Consider the following 25620-nt stretch of genomic DNA (forward strand, 5'->3'; position numbering starts at 1 on the left):
GTGAGTTGACCGCCGGGGGTATGACTGCGGGGCCCGGCGGGGAAGTTGGACTTCCCTGCCGGGCCCCGCTGCGTTACCGGGTGCGGTGGGTCAGCCGATGGCCCAGTGCTGCAGGGCCGAGCCGGTGTCGGGCTGCTGGGTGACCAGTGCTCCGTTGCTGCTGGAGGCGGTGGTCAGCAGCAGGCCGCTGAGCTGCGAGGTGACCGTGTAGCCGCCGGTGACGGCGGCGACGTTCCAGCGCTGGTTGGTGCCGTTGGTGCAGGCCCACTGGATGATCGCGGTGCCGGCGGCGGTGGAGCCGCCGTTGACGTCCATGCAGAGGCCGGACTCGCCGTTGGCGATCTGGTAGCTGCCGTCGGTCTGCCGGGTGAAGACCCAGTTCTGGTTCGCGCCCTGGTTGGCGGTCCAGGTGACCAACTGGGTGCCCTGGGTGGTGGAGTGGCCCGGGTTGTCCAGGGCCTTTCCGGCGATGGTGAGCGTGTGGGTGCCGTTCAGGACCGGGCTGACGGCCCAGCCGAAGGAGACCGAACCGGTGGCGGTGCCGGAGGTGGCGGTGACGGTCACCGTGGTGGCGCCGCTGCCGGTGGGCGTACCGGTGATCAGGCCGGCCGAGCTGATCGACAGTCCGGCCGGCAGGCCGGTCGCCGTGTAGGTCAGCGGCTTGCCCGCCGAGTCGGTGCCGGTGATCTGGAGCGAGACGGCGGTGTTGGAGGAAGTGCTCTGGTCGCCGGGGGAGTTGAGGTTGACCGTCTCGGCGGCCGCCCCGACGGGGGTGAGGGAGAGGGTCTGCTGGGCTGCGGTGCGGGCGGCGCCGACGGCGTTGCCGGTGGTGTCGGTCCAGGAGCGGGTGGGGGTGGTCTCGGTCAGCCGGCCGGTGACGTCGGACAGGGCCAGGTTCAGTCCGCTGTAGCGGTTGACCAGGTGGTAGGTCCCGGCCGAGGGGATGACGAACCACTGCTGGCCGACACCGGAACCGGCGGCGGTGACGGTGGGCTTGGCGCCCCAGGCGCGGCCCGCGGTGCCGGTGGCGTCGACGCCGAGCAGCTGGCCGGTGGAGGAGTTGGCGATCCGGTAGGAGCCGTCGCCGTTGGCGGCGAAGGTCCAGTTCTCCAGGGCGGTGCCGGTGGAGGCGGCGGTGGAGGTGGTGGCGGAGCCGCCGGAGACCTGGGCCAGGACCCGGCCGTTGCCGGTGCCGATCCGGTAGGTCCGGGTCACGTCGACGGGGGCGGCGGGGGCGGAGCTGCCGAGGGTGATGTTGACGTACTCGCCCGAGGCGTTGTTGGAGCAGCCGAAGGAGCAGTAGGTGCGGAAGGTCTTGCCGACGATCTGCGAGTTGGTCTTGTTCGCGCCGTCGAGGAACCAGCGGTACCAGGAGGCGGTGTGGTAGCTGCCGGTGTCACCGGCCAGGCGCCACTTCTGGGTGGAGAGGTCGTCGGTGATGTAGTACTGCTGCGGGGCGTTGCCGCTCTGGTCGACGCCCTGCGGCTCGCCGATGTACAGGCCGAGGTAGGCGTTCCAGGTGATGTCCATGACGAACAGCGGTGAGGTGGCGGGCATCTTGCCGGCCGCGATCTGCTGGGCCGAGGTCCCGGTGCTGGCTGGGCTGTACTCCTTGGCGACGGGCGTGTAGCCCGTGGTGCTGCTGGAGTCGACCGGGACCATGTTGCTCTCCTGGCCGCCGGTGCCGGGCTGCGACCAGGCGCCGTCGTACCACTTCTGCCAGGAGGCGGGCGCCATCTTCTGCGCGATCGGGGCGCGGGCGACGTGCTCGTAGAACGCCTTCCAGCCACCGCTCTTGTCGACGATCCGGGAGCCGTAGTAGACGTAGAAGTACCCGGAGGCGGTGTCCACGAACAGGCGCTGGTCGCCGTCGCCGTAGGAGTAGGTCTGGTTCGGGAACGCGGTGGTGTCGCCCCGGGTGGTGCTGTACGGCGACGTGATGACGTGGTTCTTGATGGTCCAGGTCTTGCCCTGGTCCTTGGAGACCGCGTAGTCGATGGCGTCGAAGTGCAGGCCGTCGCCGAAGGGCTGCGGGGTGAACTCGTTGTGCACCAGCCCGTACCAGTCACCGGTGTCGGGGTCGACCCAGACACCGGCCAGGTCGCAGTAGTTGCGCTGGGCGTAGCCGGAGCCGCTGGGCGCGTACGTCGACTCCAGGCCGGTGGGGCTGTTGTTGCAGCGCCAGGTGGTGTCGTTGTTCTTGTCGTTGGCGTTGGCCGGGTTGACCGCGTTGCTGATGGCGGCCGAGCGGGTCGCGTTGTCGAAGTTGGTACCGGTGAAGAAGTCCCAGTACCGGACGTCGTTCGCGCCGTACAGGGCGGCGGACTGCTGGAAGTAGAACGTGCCGTCCTTGTCGATGTACGGGGACGCCTGGGTGTCGGTCGGGTGGGTGTACGGCACCGGCGCGCTGACGCCGATCGTGATCGGGGCGGCGAGGTCGTCGGCGGACGCGGGGGTGGCGGACACGCCGACAGCGAGCCCCAGAGCGGCTGCGGTGAGCACAGCGGTCAGTGATCTGCGCGGGGGAGAGGACACTGGCGCTCCTACGGAAGGCAGGTGGGTGGGGGAGGCACTCGGACTGCACGTGCTGCTGCGCAGTGATGCAGTATCCACGCCTCTAACGCGCAGATGTCAACATGAGCGACCAAAATATTGCAAGAATGGTGGTGCTTTTACCCGCCGCCGAACATGTTCGATCAGTCGGCCCGCACCACCGCGCCCGGCCGCCGGACCGCCCCGGCGGCTGCCTGTCGGGACAGGTGCAGCCGCTGGGCCAGCAGCGCGGCACCGATGACCGCGGCGGGCCGGCCCAGGCGGCCGGGGACGACCCGCGGTGCGGCCGCCCCGGCCGTCCCGGCGGAGAGGGCCGCCTGGAGCGCACCGAGGTACGTCCGCCCGGCCCGGGCCAGCGCGCCGCCGACCACGACGCGGTCGGGGGCGAGGAAGGAGACCGCGGGCCGCAGTTCGGCGGCCAGCGCCTCGGCGGCCTCGTGCCACACCTGGACGGCGGCCGGGTCGCCCCGCTCCGCCCGGCTGCGGACCTCCGCCGGGCCGACGGGACCCGCGCCGCTGCGGAGGCGGTAGCGGCGGACGACGGCGTCGGCCGAGGCGACCGTCGCCAGGCAGCCCCGGCTGCCGCAGGGGCAGGGGTCGTCGCCGGAGCGGGCCGGCGCATGGCCGAGATCGCCGGTGAGGCCCTCGATTCCGGTCCGGACCTGCCCGTCCCGCACCATCGCGGCCCCGATACCGGCGCCGACCGGGACGTACAGGAAGGAGCCGGGGCCGCGCCCGGCGCCGAGCCGCGCCTCGGCGAGGCCGCCGGCGCGGGCGTCGTGGACGAACGCGACCGGCAGGCCGAGCTCCTCGGCCAGCCAGCCGCGCAGCGGGAGCCGCCGCCGGCCCAGGTGCGGGGTGAGCAGCGAAGCCCCGGCCGCCTCGTCGACCAGGCCGGGCACCGCGACGCCCGCTGCGGCCGGAGGGTACCGGCGGGCCAGGTCGGCGGCGTACTCCAGGACCGTCTCCAGCACCGCCTCGGGGCCGCGCCCGGGGTCGGTGGCCCGGTACCCGCTGTGCAGCAGGGTGCCGTCGGCGGCCATCGCGACGCCGCTGATGCGGGCGCTGCCGACCTCCAGCGCGATCACCACCGGGGCGTCATCGGTTCGCACGGTGTCCCCTGTCGTCACTGCGGTGGCAGTCGGTGCGCGGAGTCCGGTCCCTGGGCGAGGTGGCGGGAGGGCAGGGGGCGATCGGCACAGGGAATCCTCAAGTGCGGTTCGGGGTAGCCAGGTTGGAGGGTCAGGCCGGGACGGTCCGTGGGGTGGGCACCGCGTCCCAGGCGTGCAGGCCCGCACCCAGACACCCCGCCCGGTCGCCGAGGGCGGCGGCGACCAGCCGGGGGGAGCGGTGGAAGGAGAGCTTCCCGGCGAGGCTCTCCCGCAAGGGGGCCAGCAGCAGCTCGCCGGACTCCGCGAGCCCGCCGCCGACCACGACGACCTCGGGCGCGAGCAGGGTGACGGCGGCCGCCAGGGCGGTGGCCAGGGCATCGACGGCACGCTGCCAGACCGCCTCGGCGATGCGGTCGCCGACGGTGACCAGGGCGGCGACCTCGGCGGCCCCGGCCACCGGACGTCCGGACGCGCCGGCGTAGGCGGCGGCGATCGACGCGGCGGACGCCAGGGTCTCCAGGCAGCCCCGGGCACCGCAGGCGCACTGCGCGCCGAGCGGGTCGACCACGAGATGGCCCAGTTCCCCCGCGTACCCACCCGCGTCCAGCAGCCGGCCGTCGTGGACGATGGCGGCCGCGATGCCGGTGCCCACGGGCACGAACAGCGCCTCCCGCACGCCCCGGGCGGCACCGAGCCGGGCCTCGGCCAGGCCACCGGCCCGGACGTCGTGGCCGAGCGTCACCGGGAGGCCCGTACGCCGCTCCAGGACCGAGGCCAGCGGCAGCTCGTGCCAGCCCAGGTTGGCGGCATGGACGGCCACGGACCGCTCGGTGTCGACGATCCCCGGCACCACGACCCCCGCCCGGCGGACGGTGAGGCCGCCCAGGGCCGCGTCGTCCGCCAGCGAGACCAGGGTCTCCACGATGCCGTCCACGACGGCATCGGGTCCCCGCCGCCGGGGTGTCGGGCTGCGCCGGGTGGCCAGTGGCCGCAGATCGCGGTCGAGCAGGGCGCCCTTCATGCCGGTGCCGCCGACGTCGAGGGCGATCACGCACTCGTGGACGGGGCGGCTCGCCCGGGCAGGTCGGGTGCTGCGGCTGTGCGGTGGGTGCGGCATGCGGGTGCTTCCTCGTCGGGCGACGGCGACGGCCGGGCCGGCGAGGAGGTGGTTGCACCGGCCCGGCGCGTCGGTCGTCGCGGCCTCCTCCGGCGCGGGGCGGAGGCGGGCGGTACGCAGGTGATGGCGAGTCAGACGGTGCGGGCCGCCGCGGTGGTGACGGTGGTCAGCAGTGCGGTGACGGTGTCGGTGACGGCCCGGCGGCCGGCCGCGAGGTAGCCGCGGGGGTCGACGGCGTCCGGGTCGGCTTCGAGCGCGGCCCGGACGGCGCGGGTCATGGCGATGCTGAGGGCGGTGCCGATGTTGACCTTGCTGATGCCGCCCGCGACGGCGCGCTGGATCTCCTGGTCGGAGACGCCGGAGGAGCCGTGCAGGACGAGCGGGAGGTCGAGGGTCAGGCGCAGCGTGTTGAGCAGGTCGTGGTCGATCCGGGCGTCCCGGGAGGTCATGGCGTGCGAGCTGCCGATGGCCACCGCGAGCGCGTCCACCCCGGTCTCCTCGACGTAGCGGCGGGCCTCGGCCGGGTCGGTGCGGGCGCCGGGGGCGTGGGCGTCGAGCGGTCCGTTGCCGTCCTTGCCGCCGACCTCGCCGAGCTCGGCCTCGAGCCAGAGGCCGTGGGCGTGGGCCCACTGGGCCGCCCTGCGGGTGGCGGCGACGTTGTCCCGGTAGGACAGGTGGGCGGCGTCGAACATGACGGAGCCGAATCCGCAGTCGGCCGCCTCCAGCAGCAGGGCCTCGCTCTTGACGTGGTCGAGGTGCAGGGCGATGTCGGCGCTGCTGCGGCGGGCGGCGCTCACGGCGGCCGCGGCGATCGGGTGCGGCCGGCCGCCGTGGAACTTGACGGCGTTCTCGCTCACCTGGAGGATCACCGGCTCGCCGACGGCTTCGGCGGCGGCGACGACGGCCTCGACGTGTTCGAGGGTGATGACGTTGAACGCGGCGACGGCGCCCTGGTGGGCGGCGGCCTCGGCGACGAGTTCGCCGGTGGGGCAGAGGGGCATGACGGGCCTTTCGGGGGAGGAGCGGGTCAGACGGGGACGACCTGGACCAGGGGGAGGAAGCGCTGGTGGCTCTCGCCGTCGAACCGGCCGGCGAAGCGGGCCCGGACGGTGGCGGCGGACAGGGCCACCGCGTGGCTCAACGCGATGGGCAGGGGAGTGCGGTCGGCCAGCCCGAGCGCCAGGGCGGCCACCACCGAGTCCCCGGCGCCGGTCGGGTTGCTGCCGCCGACGTCGGTGCCCGCCGGGAGGAAGGCCCGCCAGCTGCCGGTCGGATCGACGGCGAGCAGGCCCTTCGGGCCGAGCGAGGCGACGACGCTCCGGGCGCCCGCCGCGACCAGGGCCCGGGCGGCGGTGAGCGGGTCCTCGATCCCGGTGGCGGCCCGGAGTTCGGCGGCATTGGGCTTGATGACGGTCGGCTCGGCGTCGAGGGCGGAGGTCAGGGGCGGGCCGTCGGCGTCCAGCACCACCGGGACGCCGTGCGCGCGGGCGAGGCGGACCAGGTCGCCGTAGGCCCCGGCGGGGAGTCCCGGCGGAAGGCTGCCGGCCAGCACCAGGGCCCGGGCGGTGGGCAGCAGGCCCTCCACCCCGGCGCACAGGGCGCTCCAGTGCAGGGCGGACAGCTGCGGCCCGGGCTCGTTGAGCATGGTGGCGTCGCCGTCGTGGACGACGGCGACGGTCCGCCGGGTGGCCCCGTCGGTGAGCGGGATCGGCAGGTGGACGATCCCGGTGCGCTCCAGGTCGGCTCGGACGGCGTCGCCCGTGGGCCCGCCCAGCGGCAGGACGGCGGTGGCCGGCCGGCCCAGGGCGTGCAGGACCCGGGCGACGTTGACGCCCTTGCCGCCGGCCTGCTCGTGCACGGACTGCACCCGGTGGCTGGAGTGCGGCCGCAGGGTGGTGAGGGTGTAGGTGAGGTCGAGGGCGGGGTTGGGCGTGACGGTCACGATCACGACGGCGGCCTTCCTGCCGGAGCCGTGCCGCTCACGCCTGGGTGAGGATCACGGAGCGGGTCAGGTTGCGGGGGCGGTCGGGGTCGAGCCCCTTGACCGCGGCCACGGCGACCGTGAGGCGGTGGATCCGCACCAGCTCGGCCAGCGGGTCCAGCCCGCCCTCGATCCAGCGGGCACCGGTGGCGTCCACCTGCTCGGCCAGGCCCTCGGGCGCCGGGCCGATCATCCAGGTCGCGGTGGTGGGTTCGGCGATGCTGATCGGCCCGTGGCGGTACTCCATCGCCGGGTACGCCTCGGTCCAGGCGAGCGCGGCCTCGCGCAGCTTCAGCGCGGCCTCGTTGGCGAGGCCGACCGTCCAGCCCTGGCCGAGGAAGGTGAACTGGCTGCAGAAGGCCAGCCCGACGGGCAGCGGCTCCGCCAGCGCCCGCTGTCCGTCGCGCTCCACCGAGGCGGTGTGCAGGCCCAGGTGGGCGCGGAGGAAGGTCAGCGCGGTGGTGGCGAACCGGGTCTGGACGACGGACCGCTCGTCGGCGAAGTCCAGGACGGCCACGTCGTCGGCCGCCGTCATCACGGGTGTCTCCGGGTCGGCGGTGATGGCAGCGGTGCGGACGGTGCCGCGTACGGCGGCGAGCAGGTCCAGCACCTCGGTGGTGGTGCCCGAGCGGGTCAGGCCGATCACCCGGTCGTAGGAGCGCGGCCCCGGGAACTCGGACGCGGCGAAGGCGTCCGTCACCCCCTGCTCGGAGGTCTCCCGCAGCGACGCGTAGGCCTGCCCCATGAAGTAGGAGGTGCCGCACCCGACGATCGCGACCCGCTCGCCCGGCTCCGGCAGGGCGGGGTGTCCGGCGCCGGCCAGCTCGGCCGCGCGGCCCCAGCACTCCGGCTGGCTGGCGATCTCTGCCTCGACGAAGGTCGTCATGGGCACTCCCTCTCATGATCATTTGCGTGGTAGTGATCTGTACGAGGGATATACAAGCAGCTTTGAGCATGAAGCAACAGCCTGTTGCGGTGATACCTGGCGCGGAAAGACAGCAGCCCGGCGGGGACCGAGGAGTCATCTCGGTCCCCGCCGGGCTGTCGGGGGGCGGACTGCGGCTGGTGTCAGACGCAGTGGACCTCGACCCCGTGGGCGACGAGCTGCTCGACGGTCTCCTCCGGGGCGTCCTTGTCGGTGATCAGCACGGCGATCTCGTGGATCGCGCAGACCTGGGCGAAGGCGCGGCGGCCGATCTTGGTGGCGTCGGCCACGATGATCACCTTGTCCGCGCGCTCGGCGATCGCGCGGTTCGCGCCGGCCTCGCCCTCGTCGTGGGTGGCGGCGCCCCACTTCGGGTCGACCGCGTTCACCCCGAGGATCGCGTAGTCGAGCGACACCCCCTGGAGCACCATGGTGGCCAGCGGCCCGGTGAGCTCGTAGGAGTTCGGGCGGGCCACTCCGCCGGTCACCACCGTCTTCACGTACGGCCGCACCGCCAGCTCGTTGGCGATGTTGATCGCGTTGGTGACGATGGTCAGCGCGGTCCCGCTGCCGTGCTGGGCCAGGTCCGCGCGGGTCGCGAGCTCGCGCGCCACCTCCGAGGTGGTGGTCCCGCCGTTGAGGCCGACCACCGCCCCGGGCGGGATCATCGCGGCGGCGGCCTTGGCGATGCGCTGCTTCTCGTCCGCCTGGCGCGCGGTCTTGTAGCGAAGGGGCAGGTCGTACGCGACACCGCTCAGTACGGCGCCACCGCGCGTGCGCACCAGCAGCTGCTGCTTGGCCAGTTCGTCCATGTCCCGCCGCACCGTCGCCGCCGAGACCTTCAACAGCTCGGAGGCTTCGCCGACCTCGATCCGACCCCGGTCGCCCAGGATTTCGAGCAGGTGCGTCCACCTCTCGTGCGTCCCCATGGCCACTCCTTCACGTGTCTCGTCGCGGCTCTGAAGCGTAGCGCGCAGTGATCAAATCGCCGCCCCACCTGCAGCTTTCCGAGCGGCCCCGGGGCGGGATTCCTGCTGCCGAACCTCTTGACTTCGCTGGGGTCAGCTGCCACGGTTTGCGCAAAACTGCTGTGGTTGACGTCATATCAATCAGTTTTGAACATTCCTCCCTCCTGCTCGGAGTCCCCATGAGACTGCACCGACGCCTGCTCGGACTCGCGTCCGCGGCTGCCCTGGCCACCACCGGCCTGGCGGTGGCGACCTCCCCCGCCGCCACCGCCGACACCGTGGCCGCGAACACCAGCGCCCCGATCGGGGCCAAGCCGATGATGGGCTTCAACAACTGGGCCCGCTTCACCTGCGCCGCCCAGGCCCGGCTCGACGGCACCCGCACCGGCTACTCGTTCCAGCAGTTCATGCAGGACCAGGCCAAGGCGATGAAGGACACCGGCCTGGTCGCGGCCGGCTACACCAACCTCACCGTGGACGACTGCTGGATGCAGCGCACCGCCGCCGGCTACCTGCACGGTGCCGCCACCTGGGGGAGCAGCAGCCAGCCCGGCTACGACTGGGAGCTGACGGACTACGCGAACTACGTGCACGCCCAGGGGATGGAGGCCGGGCTCTACAGCACCTCGGGCGTGAACACCTGTCAGGGCGTGCCCGGCGGCGTGAAGGGCCACGAGCAGGCCGACGCCAACTCGCTGGCCTACTGGGGGATCGACTCCCTCAAGGTCGACAACTGCGGGACGGACATCAGCAACCGGCAGCAGATCTTCACCACGATGGCGAACGCCCTGAACACCGCGACCGCGGGCACCGGCCGCAAGGTGCTCTTCAACGAGTCCGCCCCGGCCGGCTACGGGCCGACCACGGCGGAGAAGTACAACTCGATGGACTGGGTCCGCACCCTGGGCCAGATGTGGCGGGTCAGCCCCGACATCGCGGTCTGGCACGGCGACGGCGCCTCCGGGTGGGACTGGCCGCACGGCGGCGACTACTACGAGGGCGGCGTCTACCAGAACCTCAACGACACGGTGGCGCTGGCACGTTACAACGGCCCGGGCAACCACAACGACGCCGACATGCTGCTGATCGGCGACAACAACCAGCTCACCCTCGCCGAGCAGCGGAGCCAGTTCGCCCTCTGGTCGGCGATGGGCTCGCCGCTGATGATCAGCTCGGACGTGCGGAAGATGGCCGCCGACCCGGTCGCCTACGCCCCGCAGCTCGCCATCCTCAAGAACGCCGACATCATCGCCGTCGACCAGGACCCCCTCGGCGCCGGCGGCTACCTCGCCTCCCGCACCGCCGCCTCCGCCACCGCCGGGATCGACGTCGTGGTCAAGCCGCTGGCCGGCGGCCGCCGCGCCGTCGCGGTCCTCAACAAGGGCGCCACCGCGACCGGTTACACGCTCAACCTGGCCAACGTCGGCTTCGGCAACACCGGCTGCACCCGCACCGCGCGCGACCTGTGGAGCCACACCGACCAGGCGGTGACCTCCTCGATCACCACCACCATCGCGGCCCACGACACCGCGATGTACACCATCGACCCGGGCAGCTGCGGTGCGGCGATCCCGGTCGGCCAGATCCAGGCCCCGCAGAGCGCCTTCCAGGCCTCCGCCCTCTGCCTGGACGCCTACTCCGGCGCGACGGCGGGTGCCAAGGTCGCCCTCTACGGCTGCACCGGCAACAGCAACCAGCAGTGGCAGCGCCAGAGCAGCGGCCTGATCTCCTCGCTCCAGAACACCTCCCTCTGCATCTCCGGCAGCTCCACCGGCCTGAGCCTGGCCACCTGCAACTCCGGTGACGGCAAGCAGAAGTGGACCTACAACCGGCAGGGCCAGCTCCGCCAGGCGACCGGCGTCTGTGCCGACATCGTCGGCGGCAACTTCGCCGACGCCAACTCCGCGGTCATCACCTACGCCTGCGGCACGCACCAGCCCAACCAGGCCTGGAGCGCCCCGTTCGACACCCCGCCCGCCCCGTAGCACCGACCTGTCCGGTTCCGGGCCCGTGGGCGGCTCGCGGGCGCCCCATGGGCGGCTCGTGCCCACGGGCCCGGAACCCGAGCTGCGCCAACTCTTGACTTGTGCATCTCACGCTGTCACGGTTTGCGCGAACATGCTTTGACTGGCGCCGTATCACGCACATTTGGACATTCCCAGTCTTCCCCCACCGAAGTGAAGTCCACCCTCGGGACCAGGAGTTGTACATGAAGCGTCGAGATCTGCTCCGAGCCGGCGTGCTGGCCTCCGGATTCGCCGCACTGCCGCTGAGCCTGCGCAACGCGCTGGCGCTGGAAGCCCCCACCGGCGGCCTGGAGACCATCGAACACGTCGTCATCCTGATGCAGGAGAACCGGTCGTTCGACCACTACTACGGCACCCTGCGCGGGGTCCGCGGCTTCAACGACCCGGCGGCCGTCACGCTGCCGAACGGGAACCCGGTCTTCAAGCAGCCGAACGGGGCCGGGTACGTCCTGCCGTTCCGGGTCAACGACCAGTTCCTGTCGGGTACGGCGCACGACTGGACCTCCGGGCACGCCGCCTGGAACGGCGGCCGCAGCGACCAGTGGGTGGCGCGGAAGGGCACCCAGACGATGGCCCACTTCGACCGGGCCGCGCTGCCGTTCTACCACGCGCTCGCCGACGCCTTCACGATCTGCGACGCCTACCACTGCTCGGAGTTGGGCCCCACCAACCCCAACCGGATGTACATGTGGACCGGCAAGCTCGGCTACGAGCCCGGCAGCACCACCACCCGCGCGGTCGGTAACTCGGCCTGGCAGAACCCGGGTCACACCGGCTACACCTGGACCACGTACGCGGAGCGCCTGGAGAGTGCCGGGCGGAGCTGGAAGACGTACCAGGAGTGGGACAACTACGGCGACAACAGCCTCGACTTCTTCGCCTCGTTCCTGGTGGTCGGCAAGAAGGCGCTGGCCTACGCGAAGGACGACGCGGGCAAGCCGTTCCCGAAGCTGGAGTACTTCTACTACGCGCTCCAGGCCGCCTCCGCCGCGCGCCAGACCCAGCTGCTCGCGCAGCTCGACCAGGGCATCGCCACCCTCACCGCCGCCGAGCGCAGCCTCTACGACCGGGGGCTGGCCCGGCTGAAGCCCGGTCAGCTCGCCACCGCCTTCCGGGCCGACGTCGCGGCCGGCCGACTGCCCGCCGTGTCCTGGATCGTGGCGCCCGAGAACCAGTCCGAGCACCCGGACTGGGGGCCCAACACCGGGGCCGAGCTGGTGAAGCAGGTCCTGGACGCGCTGGCCTCGAACACGGCGGTGTGGAACAAGACCCTGTTCCTGCTGAACTACGACGAGAACGACGGCTACTTCGACCACGTGGCGCCGCCCGCCCCGCCCGTCACCGCGAACGACGGCCTGTCGACCGCCGCGCTCGGCGACGAGCTGTACGGGAGCGAGGTGATCGGCCTCGGCAACCGGGTGCCGCTGCTGGTGGTCTCGCCGTGGAGCCGGGGCGGCAAGGTCTGCTCCCAGGTGTTCGACCACACCTCGGTGCTGCAGTTCCTGGAGAAGTGGACCGGCATCGCCGAGCCCAACATCTCGGCGTGGCGCCGCGCGGTGGCCGGCGACCTGACCTCCGCGCTGGACACCACCCAGGCCGTCGCCGCCTACCCCTCCCTCCCCGCGCCCGTTCCCACCAGCGGCCCGCGCGGCACCAACCCCGCCCCGCCCGGCACCCAGGTGGCGCCGGTCCAGGAGGCGGGCACCCGGACCGCCAGGCCGCTGCCGTACGACCTGGCCGTCTCCGCGGCGGCGACCGCGGCCTCCCTCGGGATCACCTTCACCAACAGCGGCACCGCCGGTGCGCACTTCTACGTCTACGCCAACGCCTTCCGCACCGACGGCCCCTGGCGCTACACCGTGGAGGCGGGCAAGTCGCTCGGCGACACCTGGCAGGCGGGCACCCCCACCGGTGCCTACGACCTGACCGCGATCGGCCCCAACGGCTTCGTCCGCCGGTTCGCCGGGAACCGGGTCACCGCCACCACGGCCGGCAACGCCAACCCCGAGGTGACGCTCCGTCACGCCCCGGCCGACCAGCGGGTCTGGCTCGACCTGCGCAACACCGGGACGGCCGCCTGCACCGTCACCGTCCGCGCCAACAACCGCGGCGGCGGCCCGTGGACCTACCAGCTCGCCCCGGGCGCCACCGCCAGCGACTACTTCTCCACCGCGGGCGGCCTGGCCGGCTGGTACGACCTGACCGCCACCGCCGACACCCGCGACGGCTTCCTGCGGCGCTTCGCCGGGCACATGGAGAACGGCGCCGAGAGCACCAGCGACCCCGTCATGGGCTCCAGCCCGCTCGCCTGCACCGTCAAGTACTTCGACAGCCAGGAGATCACCGGCGAGAACGGCGCCGCCGTCAACGCGGCCGACGGCAACCCGGCCACCCTCTGGCACACCCGCTGGTCCGGCAGCACCGACCCGCTCCCGCACGAGATCCAGCTCGACCTGGGCGGCAACCGCACCGTCACCGGCCTCTCCTACCTGCCCCGGCAGGACGGCGGCGCCAACGGCCGGATCGGCAGCTACGAGCTCTACCTCAGCACCGACGGCAGCACCTGGGGCGCCCCCGCAGCCACCGGCAGCTTCGCCGACACCGCCGCCCTCAAGACGGTCCGCTGCTGGCCCACCACCGCCCGGTACGTCCGGCTGCGCGCGCTGAGCGAAGCCGGCAACCGGGGCGGGTGGAGCAGCGCCGCCGAACTCACCCCGCTCGGCTGGTCCTGACGCCCGGGTTCTGCTCCGTTCTGTGACCGTGCTCCCGGGCCGGAGCCCCGCCACGTCAGGCCGGGGCCCCGGAACGGGAGGGCGCGGTGCGGGCAGCAGCGGTGGGACGGGGCAGGATGGAGCAGGCTGCCGGCCGACCGCCGGACGGCCTCGCTCCGCGATCGACCACTGCCGAATCGAGACGACATGAGCTCCGCACCGAGCCCGCTGCTGCTGCCCGACGGCCGACCCGCCGCCCGCGCCTGGACGCTGGACCCGGCGCTGAAGCACCTCAACCACGGGTCCTTCGGCGCCGTCCCGCTGGCGGCGCAGGAGGAGCAGCAGCGGCTGCGCGCCGAGATGGACCGGGCGCCGGTGGTGTGGTTCCCGGCCCTGCCGGGCCGGGTCGCGGCGGCGCGGGCGGTGGTGGCCGACTTCCTGCGGGTCGACGTACGCGATCTCGCCCTGGTGCCCAACGCGAGCGCAGGCGCCAGCGTCGTCTACGGCAGCCTCCCGTACCGGCCCGGGGGCGAGGTGCTGGTCACCGACCACGGCTACGGCGCCGTCACCATGGGCGCGGAGCGGCTGGCCCGCCGCTGGGGCGGCACCGTCCGGACGGCGCGGGTGCCGCTGTACTCCGGCGCGGAGGAGGCTGCGGCGGCCGTGCTGTCGGAGGTCACCGACCGGACCGCGCTGATCGTCCTGGACCACATCACCTCGGCCACCGCGCGCTGGCTGCCGGTCGAGCAGATCGGTACCGCCGCAAGGGAGTCGGGCATCCCGCTGCTGATCGACGGCGCCCATGTGCCCGGCCTGGCCGAGGACCCGCTGGCCGGACTGGAGTTCGACGTCTGGGTCGGCAACCTGCACAAGTTCGGCTGCTCGCCGCGCGGCGCCTCGGCACTGGTGGTCCGGAGCGAACTCCGGGACTCCCTCTACCCGTTGATCGACTCGTGGGCGGCGGAGGCGGCCTTCCCCGAGCGCTTCGACACCCAGGGCACGATCGATGCCACCAGCTACCTGGCGGCACCGACCGCGCTGGCCTTCATCGAGCAGACCTGGGGCTGGAAGGCCGCCCGCGGCTACCTGCACGAGCTGGCCGACTACGCGGAGCGGATCATCGGCGCGGCCTTCGCGGAGCTGACGGGTGCGAGCGCCGCTGTCGACGTCGGCATGCCGGTGAACGCCCTGCGGCTGGTCCGTCTCCCCGACGGCCTGGCGGGTACCCGGCTGGAGGCCGACGCCCTGCGCGACCGCGTCGCGGCCGAACTCGGCGTCGAGGCCGCGTTCACCAGCTTCAACGGGATCGGATATTTCCGGCTGTCCACCCACGTCTACAACAACGCGGCCGACTTCGAGCACTTCGCGGAGCGGTGTGTTCCCGTGCTCGTCGAATGGGCCCGGAAAGCCCGCGCCGCCGCACGGTAGGAATACGGATTGCATTGCCGTTCCCGTGGCTGCCCGGCCCTTTTCTGCTTGAATGGACGGCCCTGGCAGAGCCGCAGGTCAGGGCCCACTGTCAGTGTCTCCGCATAGTCTTGGAACAACGCTGGAGGGGGCGCCGGAAAGGCGCCGGAGATGGGCGTTGGAAAAGGGGGCACCATCATGTCTGCGAAGAGGATCAGCCACAAGGTCAACCACGTTTCGCTCGTGGTCGACAAGTCGGGATCGATGCGCCAGCACGAGGCGCAGCTGGTCCGGGTGGTGGACGAATTCGTCAAGGGCCTCCAGGAGGAGTCCGACCGGCTCGGCCACGAGACCCGGATCAGCCTCTACGCCTTCGACCACGAGGTGCAGAACCTCGTCTGGGACATGGACGTGAAGCACCTGCCGTCCCTGAAGGGCCTCTACAAGGTCGACAACGGGGCGACGGCGCTGATCGAGGCGGCCGTGAAGTCCATCGACGACCTGAAGAACATCTGGGAGGGGTACGGGGAGCACTCCTTCCTCCAGGTGCTCGTCACCGACGGCGAGGAGAACGCCTCCGGCTGTTCGGAGACCGGGCAGATGCACGTCCGGATGGGAGGCGGCAAGGGCACCGCCGTCCTGCGCTCGTGGATGGACCGGATCCGGACGGGCCTGGACCGGCTCCCCGACCACTGGACCTCGGCGATCCTGGTGCCGAACTCGCTGGCCAAGCGCACCGCCCAGGAGTACGGCTTCCCGGCGGGCAACATCGCGATCTGGGACGCGGACTCCAACCAGGGCGTCGAGGAGGCCATCGGCACCGTCAAGTCGGCCGCGACCAGCTTCCTGCGGGGCCGGGAGCAGGGCGTGCGCGGTACCAGGAACCTGTTCGCCATGGGCCAGGACCTGAGCAGCGCCGACGTGAAGGCCAACCTCGAAGCCCTGGACACCGGCAAGTACATCCTGGTCCCGGTCGACCAGCAGCTGCCGATCCGCGAGTTCGTCACCAGCGCCGGGCACCCGTACAGGACCGGCTGCGCCTTCTACGAGCTGTCCAAGCGCGAGAAGATCCAGGGCAACAAGCAGCTCGCCGTGGCCGAGAAGGACCCGGCCACCGGCCGGATGACCGGCAGGGTGTTCTCCGGCCCGGAGGCGCGCCAGCTGCTCGGCCTGCCGAAGGCCGAGGCCACGGTGAAGCCGGGCGACAACCCGTCGTACACCGTGTTCGTCCAGTCGACCTCCGTCAACCGGAAGTTGGTGCCGGGTACCAAGCTGCTGGTGCTGCTGTGACCGGCGGCAGGTTAGTGGTAGGCGGAGCCCCTTGGCGCGGCTCGGGCCGGGCGGGTCGTATCGTTGCGGACGACGTCCCCTCGGGCGACGGTGCAACCACTAAAGGTGACCGAGGTCGCCTCATGAATTAGAAGGAACAGCGAGATGAGCGAGAACGTCTACTTCACGATCGAGATCGACGGCAAGGACGAGGGCAACATCGTCTTCAAGCTCTTCGACGACGTCGTGCCGAAGACCGCGACGAACTTCCGCGAGCTGGCCACCGGCGTGCACGGCTTCGGCTACGCGGAGTCCGGCTTCCACCGTGTCATCCCGGACTTCATGCTCCAGGGCGGTGACTTCACCCGCGGTGACGGCACCGGCGGCAAGAGCATCTACGGCGAGAAGTTCGCGGACGAGAACTTCAACCTCAAGCACGACCGCCCGTTCCTGCTGAGCATGGCCAACGCCGGCCGCAACACCAACGGCTCGCAGTTCTTCATCACCACGATCGTGACCAGCTGGCTCGACGGCAAGCACGTCGTCTTCGGCGAGGTCGTCGAGGGCCAGGACCTGGTCCGGAAGATCGAGAGCCTGGGCAGCCAGAGCGGCCGCACCAGCGCCAAGATCGTGATCAAGAGCAGCGGCATCGTGAAGTAGTCCTTCACCCCGCCGTACGGCGTCGGGCCCGCCCCCGGTGACATCACGTCACCAGGGGCGGGCCCGGGTCGTTCCGGCCCCCATATCCGTCCCGTACGGGTCCGGTCAGTTCGACGGGGTGGCGTTGAGGGAGGACCAGGGGCCCTGGCCGATGAAGTTGACCCGGCCCGCCGGGTTCAGTCGGACGGTGAAGATGTTCCCGTGCCAGCCGAAGGCGCCCGAGCTGTTCTGCGACGCGGCGTGGGCGGCGAACAGCTTCGGCAGGTCGGCTGCGGTGCCGGCCTTGAGCTGCTTCTCCGGCGTGAGGAGGTGCACCTCGGCGTCGGCGACGACCTGCACGGTCCGCGCCTCGGCGCCGGTGCCCTCGACCAGGGGGTCCAGCCCGTCCTGGCTGCACGTCACCTTGGTGGCCGAGACGGCGAGTGCGGTGATGCCGTTGCCGGCCTGGGAGGCGGACGAGACGTACACCCACTGGGCGCCTGCCGGTGCCCCGCAGGTCTGGGCGCCGGGCGTCGCGGACGGGCGGGCGCTTGAAGCGCTTGAGGCGCTCGGGGCACGCGTTCCGGCGGATTGCGGGCTTCCCTGGTCACAGGCCGTCAGGCCGGCCAGGAGCAGCACGGCGGCTGCGGTCGTCAGTGAGGTACGGAGAACGGCGGTCGACATCGGTGAAATCCCCCTGGCAGTTCGAATCCAACGGATCTGAACACGCGTCAGCTCCGTCCACAGTTGCACCTGATGGCAAGCCCTCTAGGATCCGTCCATGAGGCTGCAGCTGACCCGCGACAGTGTCGCGATGGGCGACGACGTCGACGCTCCGCACGAGGCGAGCATGGAACTGCCCGACGGGACCCCGCTCCGCGAAGCGGTCGCCGCCGTCGTTGTCGAGGGCCGGTACCTCGCCTTGATCGCAGGGGGCAGGGCGAGCTGGATCCTGACCGGGGCCGGCGTCGGTGCTGGTGCCGCGATCGCTGTGGTGGCGCAGCAGTGGGACGAGCCCCGGTTCCTCGTTCCGGCGGACCTCGCCCCCGTCAGCTCCGACGACGGGGCCGTCCACTGGCACTTCCGTTACCTGGCCCAGCGGGATCCGGAGGATATCTACCGCGAACTCGGGGCCGCACCGACGGCCTGAGCCGGGCGGTGCCCGTACCTGACGCTGCGTCAGATGCCTTGTCCAGCAAGGTTCTTGTCTGTAGGCAGGCAGCGGATCGCCGCCGTCCGGGATCGGCGTCGCACCCGGGGCGAGCCCGAGCGGGAGGCCCCGGGCGGGGCGACTTTGCGGAGGCGGTGGCGGAGCCCCCGGGGGAGGGACGTACGCTGGGCGTTCCCATGCACATCCGAGGCGTGGACAACATGGCTGAGGAGAGCGATCGTGGCACAGGGACGTAGCGGCATCCGGGGCGCGCGGATCGGGTCGGGGCCGATGGGCGAGTCCGAGCGGGGTGACCTCGCTCCTCGCCGGACGGTGTCGTTCTGGTGCGGGAACGGCCACCACACCCAGCCGAGCTTCGCGCTCGAGGCGGTGCCGCCGGAGACCTGGGACTGCCCCAAGTGCGGCCTGCCGGCCGGCCCCGACCAGGACCAGACGCCGGTCGCCGCAGGCAACACCCCCTACAAGACGCACCTGGGCTACGTCCGGCAGCGCCGGACCCAGGAGGACGGCGAGATCCTGCTCAACGAGGCGCTTGCCAAGCTGCGCGGCACCATCTGAGGCCTCGCAGCGGCACCGGCGCCCGGCCTCCGGTGGCCCGGTGCGCTCACAGGTCCGGCCCGAGGGCCTTGGCGGCCGTGACGGACCCGACCAGCGAGCTGCCGAGCACGACGGTCAGCGCGATCGTGGCGAGGGCGCTGCCGGGCTCCGCCGGGCGCGGACCCAGGCGGATCGGCACCCGGCCGCCCGGGTCGCGGGTCACCTGCACCGACGTGCCCACCTCCGGTGCCGCCGCGCCCTTCAGTTCGAGGCGCGCGACCCCGGCACCGGAGGGGAGCTCCACCTCGACGGCTGTGACCCGGTGGTCGACGCCGCCCATGGGATCGGACGTGCTGATCCACCGGGTGACCACGGCCGGTGCGGTCACGCCCCGGTCGTGCAGGGTCTGCTGCTCCTGCATGCCGCCCCGGAGCAGGACCAGGGCCAGCCACGCCGCGTTGAGGACGAACAGGGCCCAGGCGGCGACGGGTACGTCGTTCCTGCTCATCCAGTAGATACCGACCCACATGGCCAGCACCGTGCCGATCAGGATCACCGGCGCGCTCCAGCCGCCCGGTCCCTGCGACACGGTCCACACCGCCCAAGCGGACCCGTACGCGGCCAGCGGAGGGCCCGTCAGCACCAGGGCCCACCAACCGATCAGAAGCGCTCTGGCAGCCATCCCCGTCCACCCCCGCCGAGCGGCTCGCGCAAGCCGCGCCCACAACCTACCCACCGCAGCGGCGCACACGCGGCCGGCGCCGGAACCGGCCGGGCCGGCCCGGCGGACGGCCCGTCAGCCGGAGTGCACGCGGACCACCGGAGGGACCGGCGAGTCCGGCCGTGGCGACGGGGCGGATGCGTGAGGATGGGGCCATGAGGATCCATCGGACCAGCGTCTTCGTCGACGACCAGGAGAAGGCCCTGCGCTTCTACACCGAGGTGCTCGGCTTCGTGAAGAAGCACGACGTCCCGCTGGGGGACGACCGCTGGCTCACCCTGGTGTCGCCGGAGGCGGCCGACGGGACCGAGCTGCTGCTGGAGCCCGCCCGCCATCCCGTGGTGAAGGCTTACCGGGACGGTCTGGCGCAGGAGGGCATCCCGCTCGCCGCCTTCGCCGTGGACGACGTGGCGGCGGAGTTCGACCGGCTGCGCGGGCTCGGGGTGCGCTTCACCCAGGAGCCGGTGCGGACTGGTCCGGTCACCACGGCGGTGCTGGACGACACCTGCGGCAACCTGATCCAGCTCCTTGGCGGCTGACACCCGGGTACGGGCGCTGGGCCACGGGCCAGTGGGAGCGCAGCGGCGCCCGGTCGCAGGACCGGACGCCGCTGCCGTTCGGATCAGACCTGCGGTGCGGCCGTCCGGCCGAGGTGCCGGGCGAAGAACCGGACCGCGCTCTCGACCTCGAACCTGGGCAACTCGCCCTGCCTGCCCGCGTTCGCGTGCAGTGTCTTCTCCTTCGAGGCGAAGGCGTCGAACAGCGCGAGACCGGCCTCGCGCGGGATGTGCTCGTCGTCCCACTGGAGGTCGAACTCGACCGGGACGGTGATCCGCTTCGCGTGCTCGGCCAGGTCGTCGGGCCAGTGCAGCCCGAAGACCGCCGCCGTGATCCGGGGCTCGGCGGCCACCAGCGGTACGCCGATGGCGGTGCCCATCCGGACGCCCAGGTAGCCGACCGGGCCGTCGGTGCCGATCTCCGGGAGCTGCTGGAGCGCGTCCAGCACCGCCCGCCACTCGGGCAGGACGAGCTGCGCCACGTGCGCGTTGTGCCGCTGGACGATCGGGCCGACCGGCTCGCCCGCCGCCCGGGCCGCGGCCAGCTCGGCGCTCGCCCGCTCGTCGAACGCGGTGCGCGGGCGGTCGCCGTGGCCGGGCGCGTCGATGGCGGCGACGTGGAAACCGCCGCCGTTCACCAGCAGCTGGGCCCGGCCCGCCATCTCGCCGTGCTTCTTGTGCCTTCCGCCGCCGTGGCCCAGCAGGACCAGGGGCGCGAGGGCGGGGCCGGAGGCCGGCGACCAGAGGACGCCGGGGACGTCGCCCACGGTGAAGTCGCGCTCGCGCACGCCGTCGGACGAGGACTCGGTGGTGAACTGGAGAGAGGACACAGGTGTTGCCTTTCGGGAGGGCCTCGTGGTGGGGCGCTCCCGGCGACGGCTACGTCAGTCGCCCGGCCGTGACGGCAAGGGGGAGCACCCACATCGGTACTGCGTTCATGGGTCTCACCTCCTCGGGCGGGTCACGGTCGAGTGCAAGCTACCAGCCCCGGTCGTCATCCCTCCACCCCTTTTCCGAGGTGGCTGTCAGCGGTTCGGGGTACGAGGCGGTCGAACCTGTCGATCATCGTCCGGGCATCGTCGACGGTGTCCCAGAACGGCCGGTCCGTGGCGTCGGCGAGGGCGCGGTGCAGGGCCGGGCTGTAGACGCCGCGGACCCGGAGGTTCTCCAGGCGGTCGGTCCGCATGACGATCGCGATGTAGCGGTTGAAGCGGCCGCGGTGGCGCCCGACCACGTACAGGCGGTCGCTCCAGTCCCAGCGCTGGGGCAGTACCCAGACCTTGGTGCCCGGGGCGAAGTGCTTGGTCCCGCGCCGGACTTCGGACCCGCCGTGGCCCTGAGTGGTGTGCTGGACGATGTTGGCCGCGATGCCGATGCCGAGGGGCGCCGGGTCGGGTTCCTGTTCCTGTTCTTCGGTCATCCGGGCATCCTGGACCGTTCGCCGCACTCGGCGCACCGGGTTTGTCCGCGCCCGGCCCGCGAAGCAGCTCGGTTCACCCCGATGGGTCCGTGTGCGTCCGACCGGACGGGGCAGGGAGCCGGTGTCCCGTCAGTTCCGTTCTGCAGGAGCCCCTTTGAAGATCGCCAAGGCCGCGCTGGCCCTCGCCGCCGTCGTGACCCTCGCCATCGTCGTCCCGGTCGGCCCGGCCACCGCCGCCCCGAGGCTGAGCGGCCTGGACTGCACCACCTGGGTCCACAACAACGACCCGCTGTACGGCGGGGTCACCTGCGCCAACAACACCGGCGGGACGATCACCTTCCACGCCGACATCGTCTGCGGCCGGGCCCTCGACGTGACCGGCAACTCGGTGACGGTGGCACCCGGACGGGTCGACCAGTCCACCGGCCACTGCGCCTTCTACAGCACCGGGATCGGCCACATCGGCTGGACGGTGGAGTAGCGGTCGCCCCCGGTCCGGGACCGCACCGGCGGCCCCGGACCGGGGCGCTCAACGGTTGTTGCCGTCGGGGTGGAGGACGTCGAGGCTGCCGTAGCCCGACAGGCGGGCGGTCAGGTTGCCGGGTTCGTTCCGCAGGACGGCGTCCAGGAAGGTGAGGGTGGCTGCGGCGACGAGGCGTGGGCTCGCGCTGCGGCCGAGGGTGCCGACGATCGAGGGTACGGGCGGGAGGTAGAGGGGGCCGTCCATGAAGGTGAGGTGTGCGGCGCCGGGGACGGTGAGCCGATAGCCGGTCTCGGTACTGGAGTTGAGGGCCTCGGTGAGGCGGGGCAGGTAGCGCGGGTCGGTGGCCGGGGTGACGGCCTGGGTGAGGGCGAGCGCCGGGCGGTCGAGGGCGGGGGAGGCGGGGCCGTGGGGGAAGCCGTCCAGGTCGATGACGGCGGCGAACCGGTGGTCCTGCCGGGCTGCCTGGAGTGCGGCGGCACCGCCCATGGAGTGACCGGTGACCGCGACCCGGCCGCTGTCCAGGCGGCCGGTCAGCGGGTCGGCGGTCTCGCCCCGGTCCAGGGCTTCCAGCCGGGTGAGGGCGAAGCCGAGGTCGGCGGCCCGGATCGCGGTCCAGCCGGCCGCCAGCTTCTCGTCCTGGTCAGGGTCGCCGCTGGAGCTGGTCGCGGTGGTGACGGTCCGGCCGTCCGCGAGGACGACGGCGGCGGAGTCGTACGGGTGGTCGAGGGCCGCCACCACGTAGCCGTGGCTGGCCAACTCCTCGGCCCAGGCGGTGTTCTGGGTGCGCACCCCGCCCGACCCGGGGGAGAACAGCACCACCGGGAAGCGTTCCCCGCCGTCCGCCACCGGGGCGTCGAAGACCGAGCGGCTGCGGGCCCGCGGAACGCCGTCGAACAGGAAGTCCGGCAGCCCGACCCCACGGGCGAGGGCGGCGGAGACGGTACGCGCCTCCTGCTCGGTGCGTCCGAGGTACTGGGCCCGCTGTGCGTCCGGGGGGATCTGCTGCGCGGGGTACCAGAGTTGGACCACGACCGTGCGCCGGTCGTCCGGATCGGCGGTGAAGGTCTCGGGGCGAAGCGGGTCGGTCCACTGCAGCACCCGGGTGCCGACCGCGAGGCCGCCCGACGGCTCGGGGAACACGGGGACGGGAAAGGCCCAGGCAGCTGCCGGGCCGGTGGCGATCAGGCCGGCGCAGACCGCCGATCCGGGCAGCGCCAGCCACCAGCGGGCGCGCCACGCCGGGCGGCCGGTGCGGCGGCGCAGCAGGGGGAGGGCGGCGAACGGGAGCGCGAGCGCGGCGCCGGACAGGACCGGCAGCAGCTGCCAGCGGAGGCCCGTCGCGGCCAGCAGGACCGCGGACAGCGCGAGGACCGCTCCCGCAACGACCGTGACGGGCGGGCGGGCGGCAGGCGGAAGCCAGCGGGCCAGTACCAGGGCGACGGCGCCCAGCAGGGCCAGTACTTCGAGGGGCGACATGGACAGCCCCGTGATGATCTCGGTCACCCGCCCATGGTCGGCGGCGGACCGGTGCGGCCACATCCGTCCCGGGTCGCCGTTGCGGGTGCCACCGGAGTGGCAGTCGGGCGGCCCGGGCCGGGGGCCGGGCTGCGACCGGGGGAGGTGGTGCGCCTCCTCCTGAGGTCGTACCCGGGCCCGCCGCCATCGGCCGGTGGACTCATGTGCCGGACCGGGCCGGTGGCCTAGCGTGGCAGGGCCGCACCGGTGACGAGTCGACAGGGATGTGTGATGACCGAGGCTGTCGCAGGACCGGCCGGTGCCCGCCCGGTGTGGTGGGTGCGGGAGGCGGTACGGGTACCGCCGCTGGTGTGGGACTCGCTGCTGCCCGCGCTCCTGCTGCTCAACGTCGTGACCACGTGGGCGCCGCACGAGCTCCCGGTGGCCCTGGCCCTCACCGCCGCGCTCGCCCTGCCGCTGCTGTGGCGCCGCCGGGCCCCGCTCACGGTGTTCGGTGCGGTGGCGGCCGCGGCCTTCGTCCAGTGGCTGATGGACGTTCAACTGCCGGCAGATGTCGCGCTGTTGGTTGCGCTGTACACGGTGGCGGCGTGCTCGGGCCGGCGCCGCACCCTCCTCGCCGGTGCCGTGGTCGAGGCCGGCGCCCTGCTGGCCTGCCTGCGCTGGGCCCCGGACGGCGCCTTCCCGACCCCCTTCGTCGCGGTCACCGCGCTGGTGGTCGCCGCCGCCGTCCTCGGTGTGAACCGGCGGACCACCCGGGCCCACCTCGCGACCCTGGAGGAACGGGCCGTCCGCCTGGAGCAGCAGCAGGAACAGCAGGCACGGCTGGCCGTCGCCGAGGAACGGGCCCGGATCACCCGGGAGTTGCACGACATCGTCACCCACAACCTGTCCGTCATGGTCGCGCTCACCGACGCCGCCGTGCACGCGCAGCACCGGTCGCCCGACCGGGCCACCGCCGCGATGCTCCAGACCGCCGAGACCGGCCGACAGGCCCTGACCGACATGCGGCGCTCGCTGGGCATCCTGCGGACCGACGAACCCGACGCCCAGCGTCACCCGCTGCCCGGGATCGCCCAACTGGAGTCCCTCGCCGAGCAGATGGGCGCCGCCGGGCTGCCGACCCGGCTGGAGATCCGCGGCAGTCACGGCCACCTCCCCGCCACCGCACAGCTCACCGTCTACCGCCTGGTGCAGGAAGCCCTGACCAACACCCTCAAGCACACACCCGCCGGCACCCGGGCGACCGTCCGGATCGGGTGCTCGACCGGCGCCGTCACCGTGGACGTCACCGACAGCGGCCCCCGCCCGCCCCGGCCCGCCACCGCACCACCCGGGCACGGCCTGGCCGGCATGCGCGAACGCGCGGCCGCCTACGGGGGCACGGTGCAGGCCGGTCCACTCCCGGGCGGCGGCTGGGGAGTCCGGACCCGCCTGCTCCTCGACAGCGGTGGGGCGGCGTCCGCATGACGATCCGGGTCCTGATCGCCGACGACGAAGCGCTGCTCCGGATGGCCTTCGGCATGGTGCTGGAGGCCGAGCCCGACCTGGAGCCGGTCGGCGAAGCCGCCGACGGCAGCGAGGCCGTACGCCTGGCGGGGGAGCTGCGCCCCGACGTCGTCCTGATGGACGTCCGGATGCCCGGGACGGACGGGATCGAGGCGACCCGGCAGCTGGTCGAGATCTCCCCGCGGAGCAAGGTGCTGATCCTCACCACCTTCGACCTGGACGCGTACGCCTTCGCCGGACTCAAGGCCGGAGCCTCCGGCTTCCTGCTGAAGAACACCCGGCCCGAGGAACTGCTCACCGCGATCCGCAGCGTGGCCGCGGGCGACGCGGTGGTCTCGCCGCGGATCACCCGCCGCCTGCTGGAGACCGTCCGCCCGCACCTGCCCGACGGCAGCGGCGCCGGGCACGCCGGGCACTCCGGATACGAGGAACGGCTGGGGCGGCTCAGCGCCCGTGAGCACGAGGTGCTGGTCCAGGTCGGCCGCGGCCTGTCCAACACCGAGATCGCGGCCACCCTGCACCTTGCCGAGGGCACCGTGAAGTCCCACCTGGGGCGGATCCTGCACAAGCTCGAACTCCGCGACCGGGTCCAGGCAGTGATCCTCGCCTACGAGAGCCGCCTGGTCCGCCCGGCCTGACCCCGCCGCCCCACGCCGCGCCGGGCGACCGGCACAGCGGGGTCCAGCAGTCACTCAGTGGCTACCGTGCGGCGGGTCTTGACCGCCGTGCCACCGTGATCAGCACTGCCGTCGCGAGCAGGGCGCCGGACAGCAGGGCGGCCATGGCCGGCCCCGTTCGGTGGTGGGTCGGCGCGGGGCCCAGGAGGGCGGCTGCCTGCTCGAGGTCCTCGGCGGCCCGGCGGGAGCGGTGGGCCTGTTCGCGCAGGCGGGCCCGGAGGTGGTCGTCGGACGGGCCGGTGCCGCTGAGGGAGTCGGCGAGTTCCGCCAGTTCGGTCGACCGGGTGCCGAGGTTGGCTGCGTCGGTGCGGAGCCGGTCGGTGTGGGCGGCCGAGGTGGGGTGGGGGCGCATGGCGGGTGCT

Annotated in this window: 24 protein-coding genes; 11 read left to right on the forward strand and 13 right to left on the reverse strand. The window is 72.7% G+C overall.

The genetic code is table 11. The features are described from left to right. Positions 1-90 precede the first annotated feature (90 nt). From ABT118_RS29580 to ABT118_RS29610, 7 genes are all read right to left on the reverse strand, one after another. Positions 91-2535 (reverse strand): RICIN domain-containing protein, encoded by a 2445-nt coding sequence (locus ABT118_RS29580; RefSeq protein ID WP_502884715.1) that lies wholly within the window; start codon positions 2533-2535, stop codon positions 91-93. A gap of 161 nt (positions 2536-2696) precedes the next feature. Beyond that, complete coding sequence (locus tag ABT118_RS29585) at positions 2697-3665, reverse strand: ROK family protein (RefSeq protein WP_350675508.1); 969 nt, start codon at positions 3663-3665, stop codon at positions 2697-2699. Between the two features lie 130 nt (positions 3666-3795). Continuing rightward, complete coding sequence (locus ABT118_RS29590) at positions 3796-4782, reverse strand: ROK family protein (RefSeq protein WP_350675510.1); 987 nt, start codon at positions 4780-4782, stop codon at positions 3796-3798. A 131-nt stretch (positions 4783-4913) separates the two neighbouring features. Further along, a complete protein-coding gene (locus ABT118_RS29595) occupies positions 4914-5783 on the reverse strand; it encodes a class II fructose-bisphosphate aldolase (protein ID WP_350675512.1) in 870 nt (289 codons plus the stop codon). Positions 5784-5809: 26 nt separating this feature from the next. Next, positions 5810-6730 carry a 1-phosphofructokinase family hexose kinase gene (locus ABT118_RS29600; RefSeq protein WP_350675514.1) on the reverse strand — a complete coding sequence of 307 codons (921 nt, stop codon included), beginning with the start codon at positions 6728-6730 and terminating at the stop codon, positions 5810-5812. 31 nt (positions 6731-6761) lie between these two features. Beyond that, entirely contained in the window at positions 6762-7649 is an 888-nt protein-coding gene (locus ABT118_RS29605) for an SIS domain-containing protein (protein ID WP_350675516.1), read from the reverse strand. Positions 7650-7831: 182 nt separating this feature from the next. Beyond that, complete coding sequence (locus tag ABT118_RS29610) at positions 7832-8617, reverse strand: DeoR/GlpR family DNA-binding transcription regulator (protein WP_350675518.1); 786 nt, start codon at positions 8615-8617, stop codon at positions 7832-7834. 218 nt (positions 8618-8835) lie between these two features. On the opposite strand from ABT118_RS29610, the gene ABT118_RS29615 reads away from it, so the two are divergent. The 5 genes from ABT118_RS29615 to ABT118_RS29635 all read left to right on the forward strand — a co-directional run bounded on the left by ABT118_RS29615 (position 8836) and on the right by ABT118_RS29635 (position 16730). Continuing rightward, positions 8836-10641 carry a ricin-type beta-trefoil lectin domain protein gene (locus tag ABT118_RS29615; RefSeq protein WP_350675520.1) on the forward strand — a complete coding sequence of 602 codons (1806 nt, stop codon included), beginning with the start codon at positions 8836-8838 and terminating at the stop codon, positions 10639-10641. Positions 10642-10865: 224 nt separating this feature from the next. Then, entirely contained in the window at positions 10866-13415 is a 2550-nt protein-coding gene (locus ABT118_RS29620) for a phosphocholine-specific phospholipase C (RefSeq protein WP_350675523.1), read from the forward strand. A gap of 186 nt (positions 13416-13601) precedes the next feature. After that, positions 13602-14822, forward strand: coding sequence for an aminotransferase class V-fold PLP-dependent enzyme (locus ABT118_RS29625; protein WP_350675525.1), 1221 nt, complete (start codon positions 13602-13604; stop codon positions 14820-14822). Between the two features lie 177 nt (positions 14823-14999). Continuing rightward, positions 15000-16091 carry a vWA domain-containing protein gene (locus ABT118_RS29630; protein WP_350675527.1) on the forward strand — a complete coding sequence of 364 codons (1092 nt, stop codon included), beginning with the start codon at positions 15000-15002 and terminating at the stop codon, positions 16089-16091. 144 nt (positions 16092-16235) lie between these two features. Next, positions 16236-16730, forward strand: coding sequence for a peptidylprolyl isomerase (locus ABT118_RS29635; RefSeq protein WP_350675529.1), 495 nt, complete (start codon positions 16236-16238; stop codon positions 16728-16730). A gap of 105 nt (positions 16731-16835) precedes the next feature. Here ABT118_RS29635 and ABT118_RS29640 read toward each other — a convergent pair whose 3' ends face one another. Continuing rightward, positions 16836-17198: a hypothetical protein gene (locus ABT118_RS29640; RefSeq protein WP_350675531.1), complete on the reverse strand. Its 363-nt coding sequence runs from the start codon at positions 17196-17198 to the stop codon at positions 16836-16838. Positions 17199-17490: 292 nt separating this feature from the next. On the opposite strand from ABT118_RS29640, the gene ABT118_RS29645 reads away from it, so the two are divergent. Further along, positions 17491-17859: a hypothetical protein gene (locus ABT118_RS29645; RefSeq protein WP_350675533.1), complete on the forward strand. Its 369-nt coding sequence runs from the start codon at positions 17491-17493 to the stop codon at positions 17857-17859. A 240-nt stretch (positions 17860-18099) separates the two neighbouring features. Next, positions 18100-18438, forward strand: a complete 339-nt coding sequence (locus ABT118_RS29650) for an RNA polymerase-binding protein RbpA (RefSeq protein ID WP_350675535.1) — start codon at positions 18100-18102, stop codon at positions 18436-18438. A gap of 46 nt (positions 18439-18484) precedes the next feature. Here the strand turns inward: ABT118_RS29650 and ABT118_RS29655 are convergent, their stop codons facing one another. Continuing rightward, positions 18485-19006: a hypothetical protein gene (locus ABT118_RS29655; protein ID WP_350675537.1), complete on the reverse strand. Its 522-nt coding sequence runs from the start codon at positions 19004-19006 to the stop codon at positions 18485-18487. A 287-nt stretch (positions 19007-19293) separates the two neighbouring features. Here ABT118_RS29655 and ABT118_RS29660 point away from each other — a divergent pair, with 287 nt between their 5' ends. After that, complete coding sequence (locus ABT118_RS29660; protein ID WP_350675539.1) at positions 19294-19677, forward strand: VOC family protein; 384 nt, start codon at positions 19294-19296, stop codon at positions 19675-19677. Positions 19678-19760: 83 nt separating this feature from the next. Here ABT118_RS29660 and ABT118_RS29665 read toward each other — a convergent pair whose 3' ends face one another. Together ABT118_RS29665 and ABT118_RS29670 are read right to left on the reverse strand one after the other, a co-directional pair. Continuing rightward, entirely contained in the window at positions 19761-20525 is a 765-nt protein-coding gene (locus tag ABT118_RS29665) for an alpha/beta hydrolase family protein (protein ID WP_350675541.1), read from the reverse strand. 164 nt (positions 20526-20689) lie between these two features. Further along, on the reverse strand, positions 20690-21115 hold the full coding sequence (locus tag ABT118_RS29670) for a hypothetical protein (RefSeq protein WP_350675543.1): 426 nt from the start codon (positions 21113-21115) through the stop codon (positions 20690-20692). Between the two features lie 154 nt (positions 21116-21269). On the opposite strand from ABT118_RS29670, the gene ABT118_RS29675 reads away from it, so the two are divergent. Then, positions 21270-21596, forward strand: coding sequence for a hypothetical protein (locus tag ABT118_RS29675; RefSeq protein ID WP_350675545.1), 327 nt, complete (start codon positions 21270-21272; stop codon positions 21594-21596). Between the two features lie 48 nt (positions 21597-21644). Here ABT118_RS29675 and ABT118_RS29680 read toward each other — a convergent pair whose 3' ends face one another. Beyond that, the gene (locus tag ABT118_RS29680) at positions 21645-23102 is read right to left on the reverse strand and encodes an alpha/beta hydrolase family protein (protein ID WP_502884717.1); all 1458 of its coding nucleotides are present in this window, start codon (positions 23100-23102) and stop codon (positions 21645-21647) included. A 243-nt stretch (positions 23103-23345) separates the two neighbouring features. Between ABT118_RS29680 and ABT118_RS29685 the strand changes: the two genes are divergently transcribed. Both ABT118_RS29685 and ABT118_RS29690 read left to right on the forward strand, forming a co-directional pair. Continuing rightward, positions 23346-24542 carry a sensor histidine kinase gene (locus ABT118_RS29685; RefSeq protein ID WP_350675547.1) on the forward strand — a complete coding sequence of 399 codons (1197 nt, stop codon included), beginning with the start codon at positions 23346-23348 and terminating at the stop codon, positions 24540-24542. Then, entirely contained in the window at positions 24539-25219 is a 681-nt protein-coding gene (locus ABT118_RS29690; RefSeq protein ID WP_350675549.1) for a response regulator, read from the forward strand. Before ABT118_RS29685 ends, ABT118_RS29690 begins: the two co-directional genes overlap by 4 nt. A gap of 61 nt (positions 25220-25280) precedes the next feature. Here ABT118_RS29690 and ABT118_RS29695 read toward each other — a convergent pair whose 3' ends face one another. Then, positions 25281-25610 (reverse strand): hypothetical protein, encoded by a 330-nt coding sequence (locus tag ABT118_RS29695; protein ID WP_350675552.1) that lies wholly within the window; start codon positions 25608-25610, stop codon positions 25281-25283. Between the last annotated feature and the right edge of the window lie 10 nt (positions 25611-25620).

Origin of the sequence: Kitasatospora sp. NPDC002040 (assembly GCF_040296785.1) — a bacterium.
GTDB lineage: Bacteria > Actinomycetota > Actinomycetes > Streptomycetales > Streptomycetaceae > Kitasatospora.

Bases quoted from the DNA above. Each gene is read 5' to 3' on its own strand.
- ABT118_RS29590 (WP_350675510.1), bottom strand. From the start codon at position 4,782: ATGCCGCACCCACCGCACAGCCGCAGCACCCGACCTGCCCGGGCGAGC.
- ABT118_RS29595 (WP_350675512.1), bottom strand. From the start codon at position 5,783: ATGCCCCTCTGCCCCACCGGCGAACTCGTCGCCGAGGCCGCCGCCCAC.
- ABT118_RS29605 (WP_350675516.1), bottom strand. From the start codon at position 7,649: ATGACGACCTTCGTCGAGGCAGAGATCGCCAGCCAGCCGGAGTGCTGG.
- ABT118_RS29610 (WP_350675518.1), bottom strand. From the start codon at position 8,617: ATGGGGACGCACGAGAGGTGGACGCACCTGCTCGAAATCCTGGGCGAC.
- ABT118_RS29615 (WP_350675520.1), top strand. From the start codon at position 8,836: ATGAGACTGCACCGACGCCTGCTCGGACTCGCGTCCGCGGCTGCCCTG.
- ABT118_RS29620 (WP_350675523.1), top strand. From the start codon at position 10,866: ATGAAGCGTCGAGATCTGCTCCGAGCCGGCGTGCTGGCCTCCGGATTC.
- ABT118_RS29625 (WP_350675525.1), top strand. From the start codon at position 13,602: ATGAGCTCCGCACCGAGCCCGCTGCTGCTGCCCGACGGCCGACCCGCC.
- ABT118_RS29630 (WP_350675527.1), top strand. From the start codon at position 15,000: ATGTCTGCGAAGAGGATCAGCCACAAGGTCAACCACGTTTCGCTCGTG.
- ABT118_RS29635 (WP_350675529.1), top strand. From the start codon at position 16,236: ATGAGCGAGAACGTCTACTTCACGATCGAGATCGACGGCAAGGACGAG.
- ABT118_RS29645 (WP_350675533.1), top strand. From the start codon at position 17,491: ATGAGGCTGCAGCTGACCCGCGACAGTGTCGCGATGGGCGACGACGTC.
- ABT118_RS29660 (WP_350675539.1), top strand. From the start codon at position 19,294: ATGAGGATCCATCGGACCAGCGTCTTCGTCGACGACCAGGAGAAGGCC.
- ABT118_RS29670 (WP_350675543.1), bottom strand. From the start codon at position 21,115: ATGACCGAAGAACAGGAACAGGAACCCGACCCGGCGCCCCTCGGCATC.
- ABT118_RS29685 (WP_350675547.1), top strand. From the start codon at position 23,346: ATGACCGAGGCTGTCGCAGGACCGGCCGGTGCCCGCCCGGTGTGGTGG.
- ABT118_RS29690 (WP_350675549.1), top strand. From the start codon at position 24,539: ATGACGATCCGGGTCCTGATCGCCGACGACGAAGCGCTGCTCCGGATG.
- ABT118_RS29695 (WP_350675552.1), bottom strand. From the start codon at position 25,610: ATGCGCCCCCACCCCACCTCGGCCGCCCACACCGACCGGCTCCGCACC.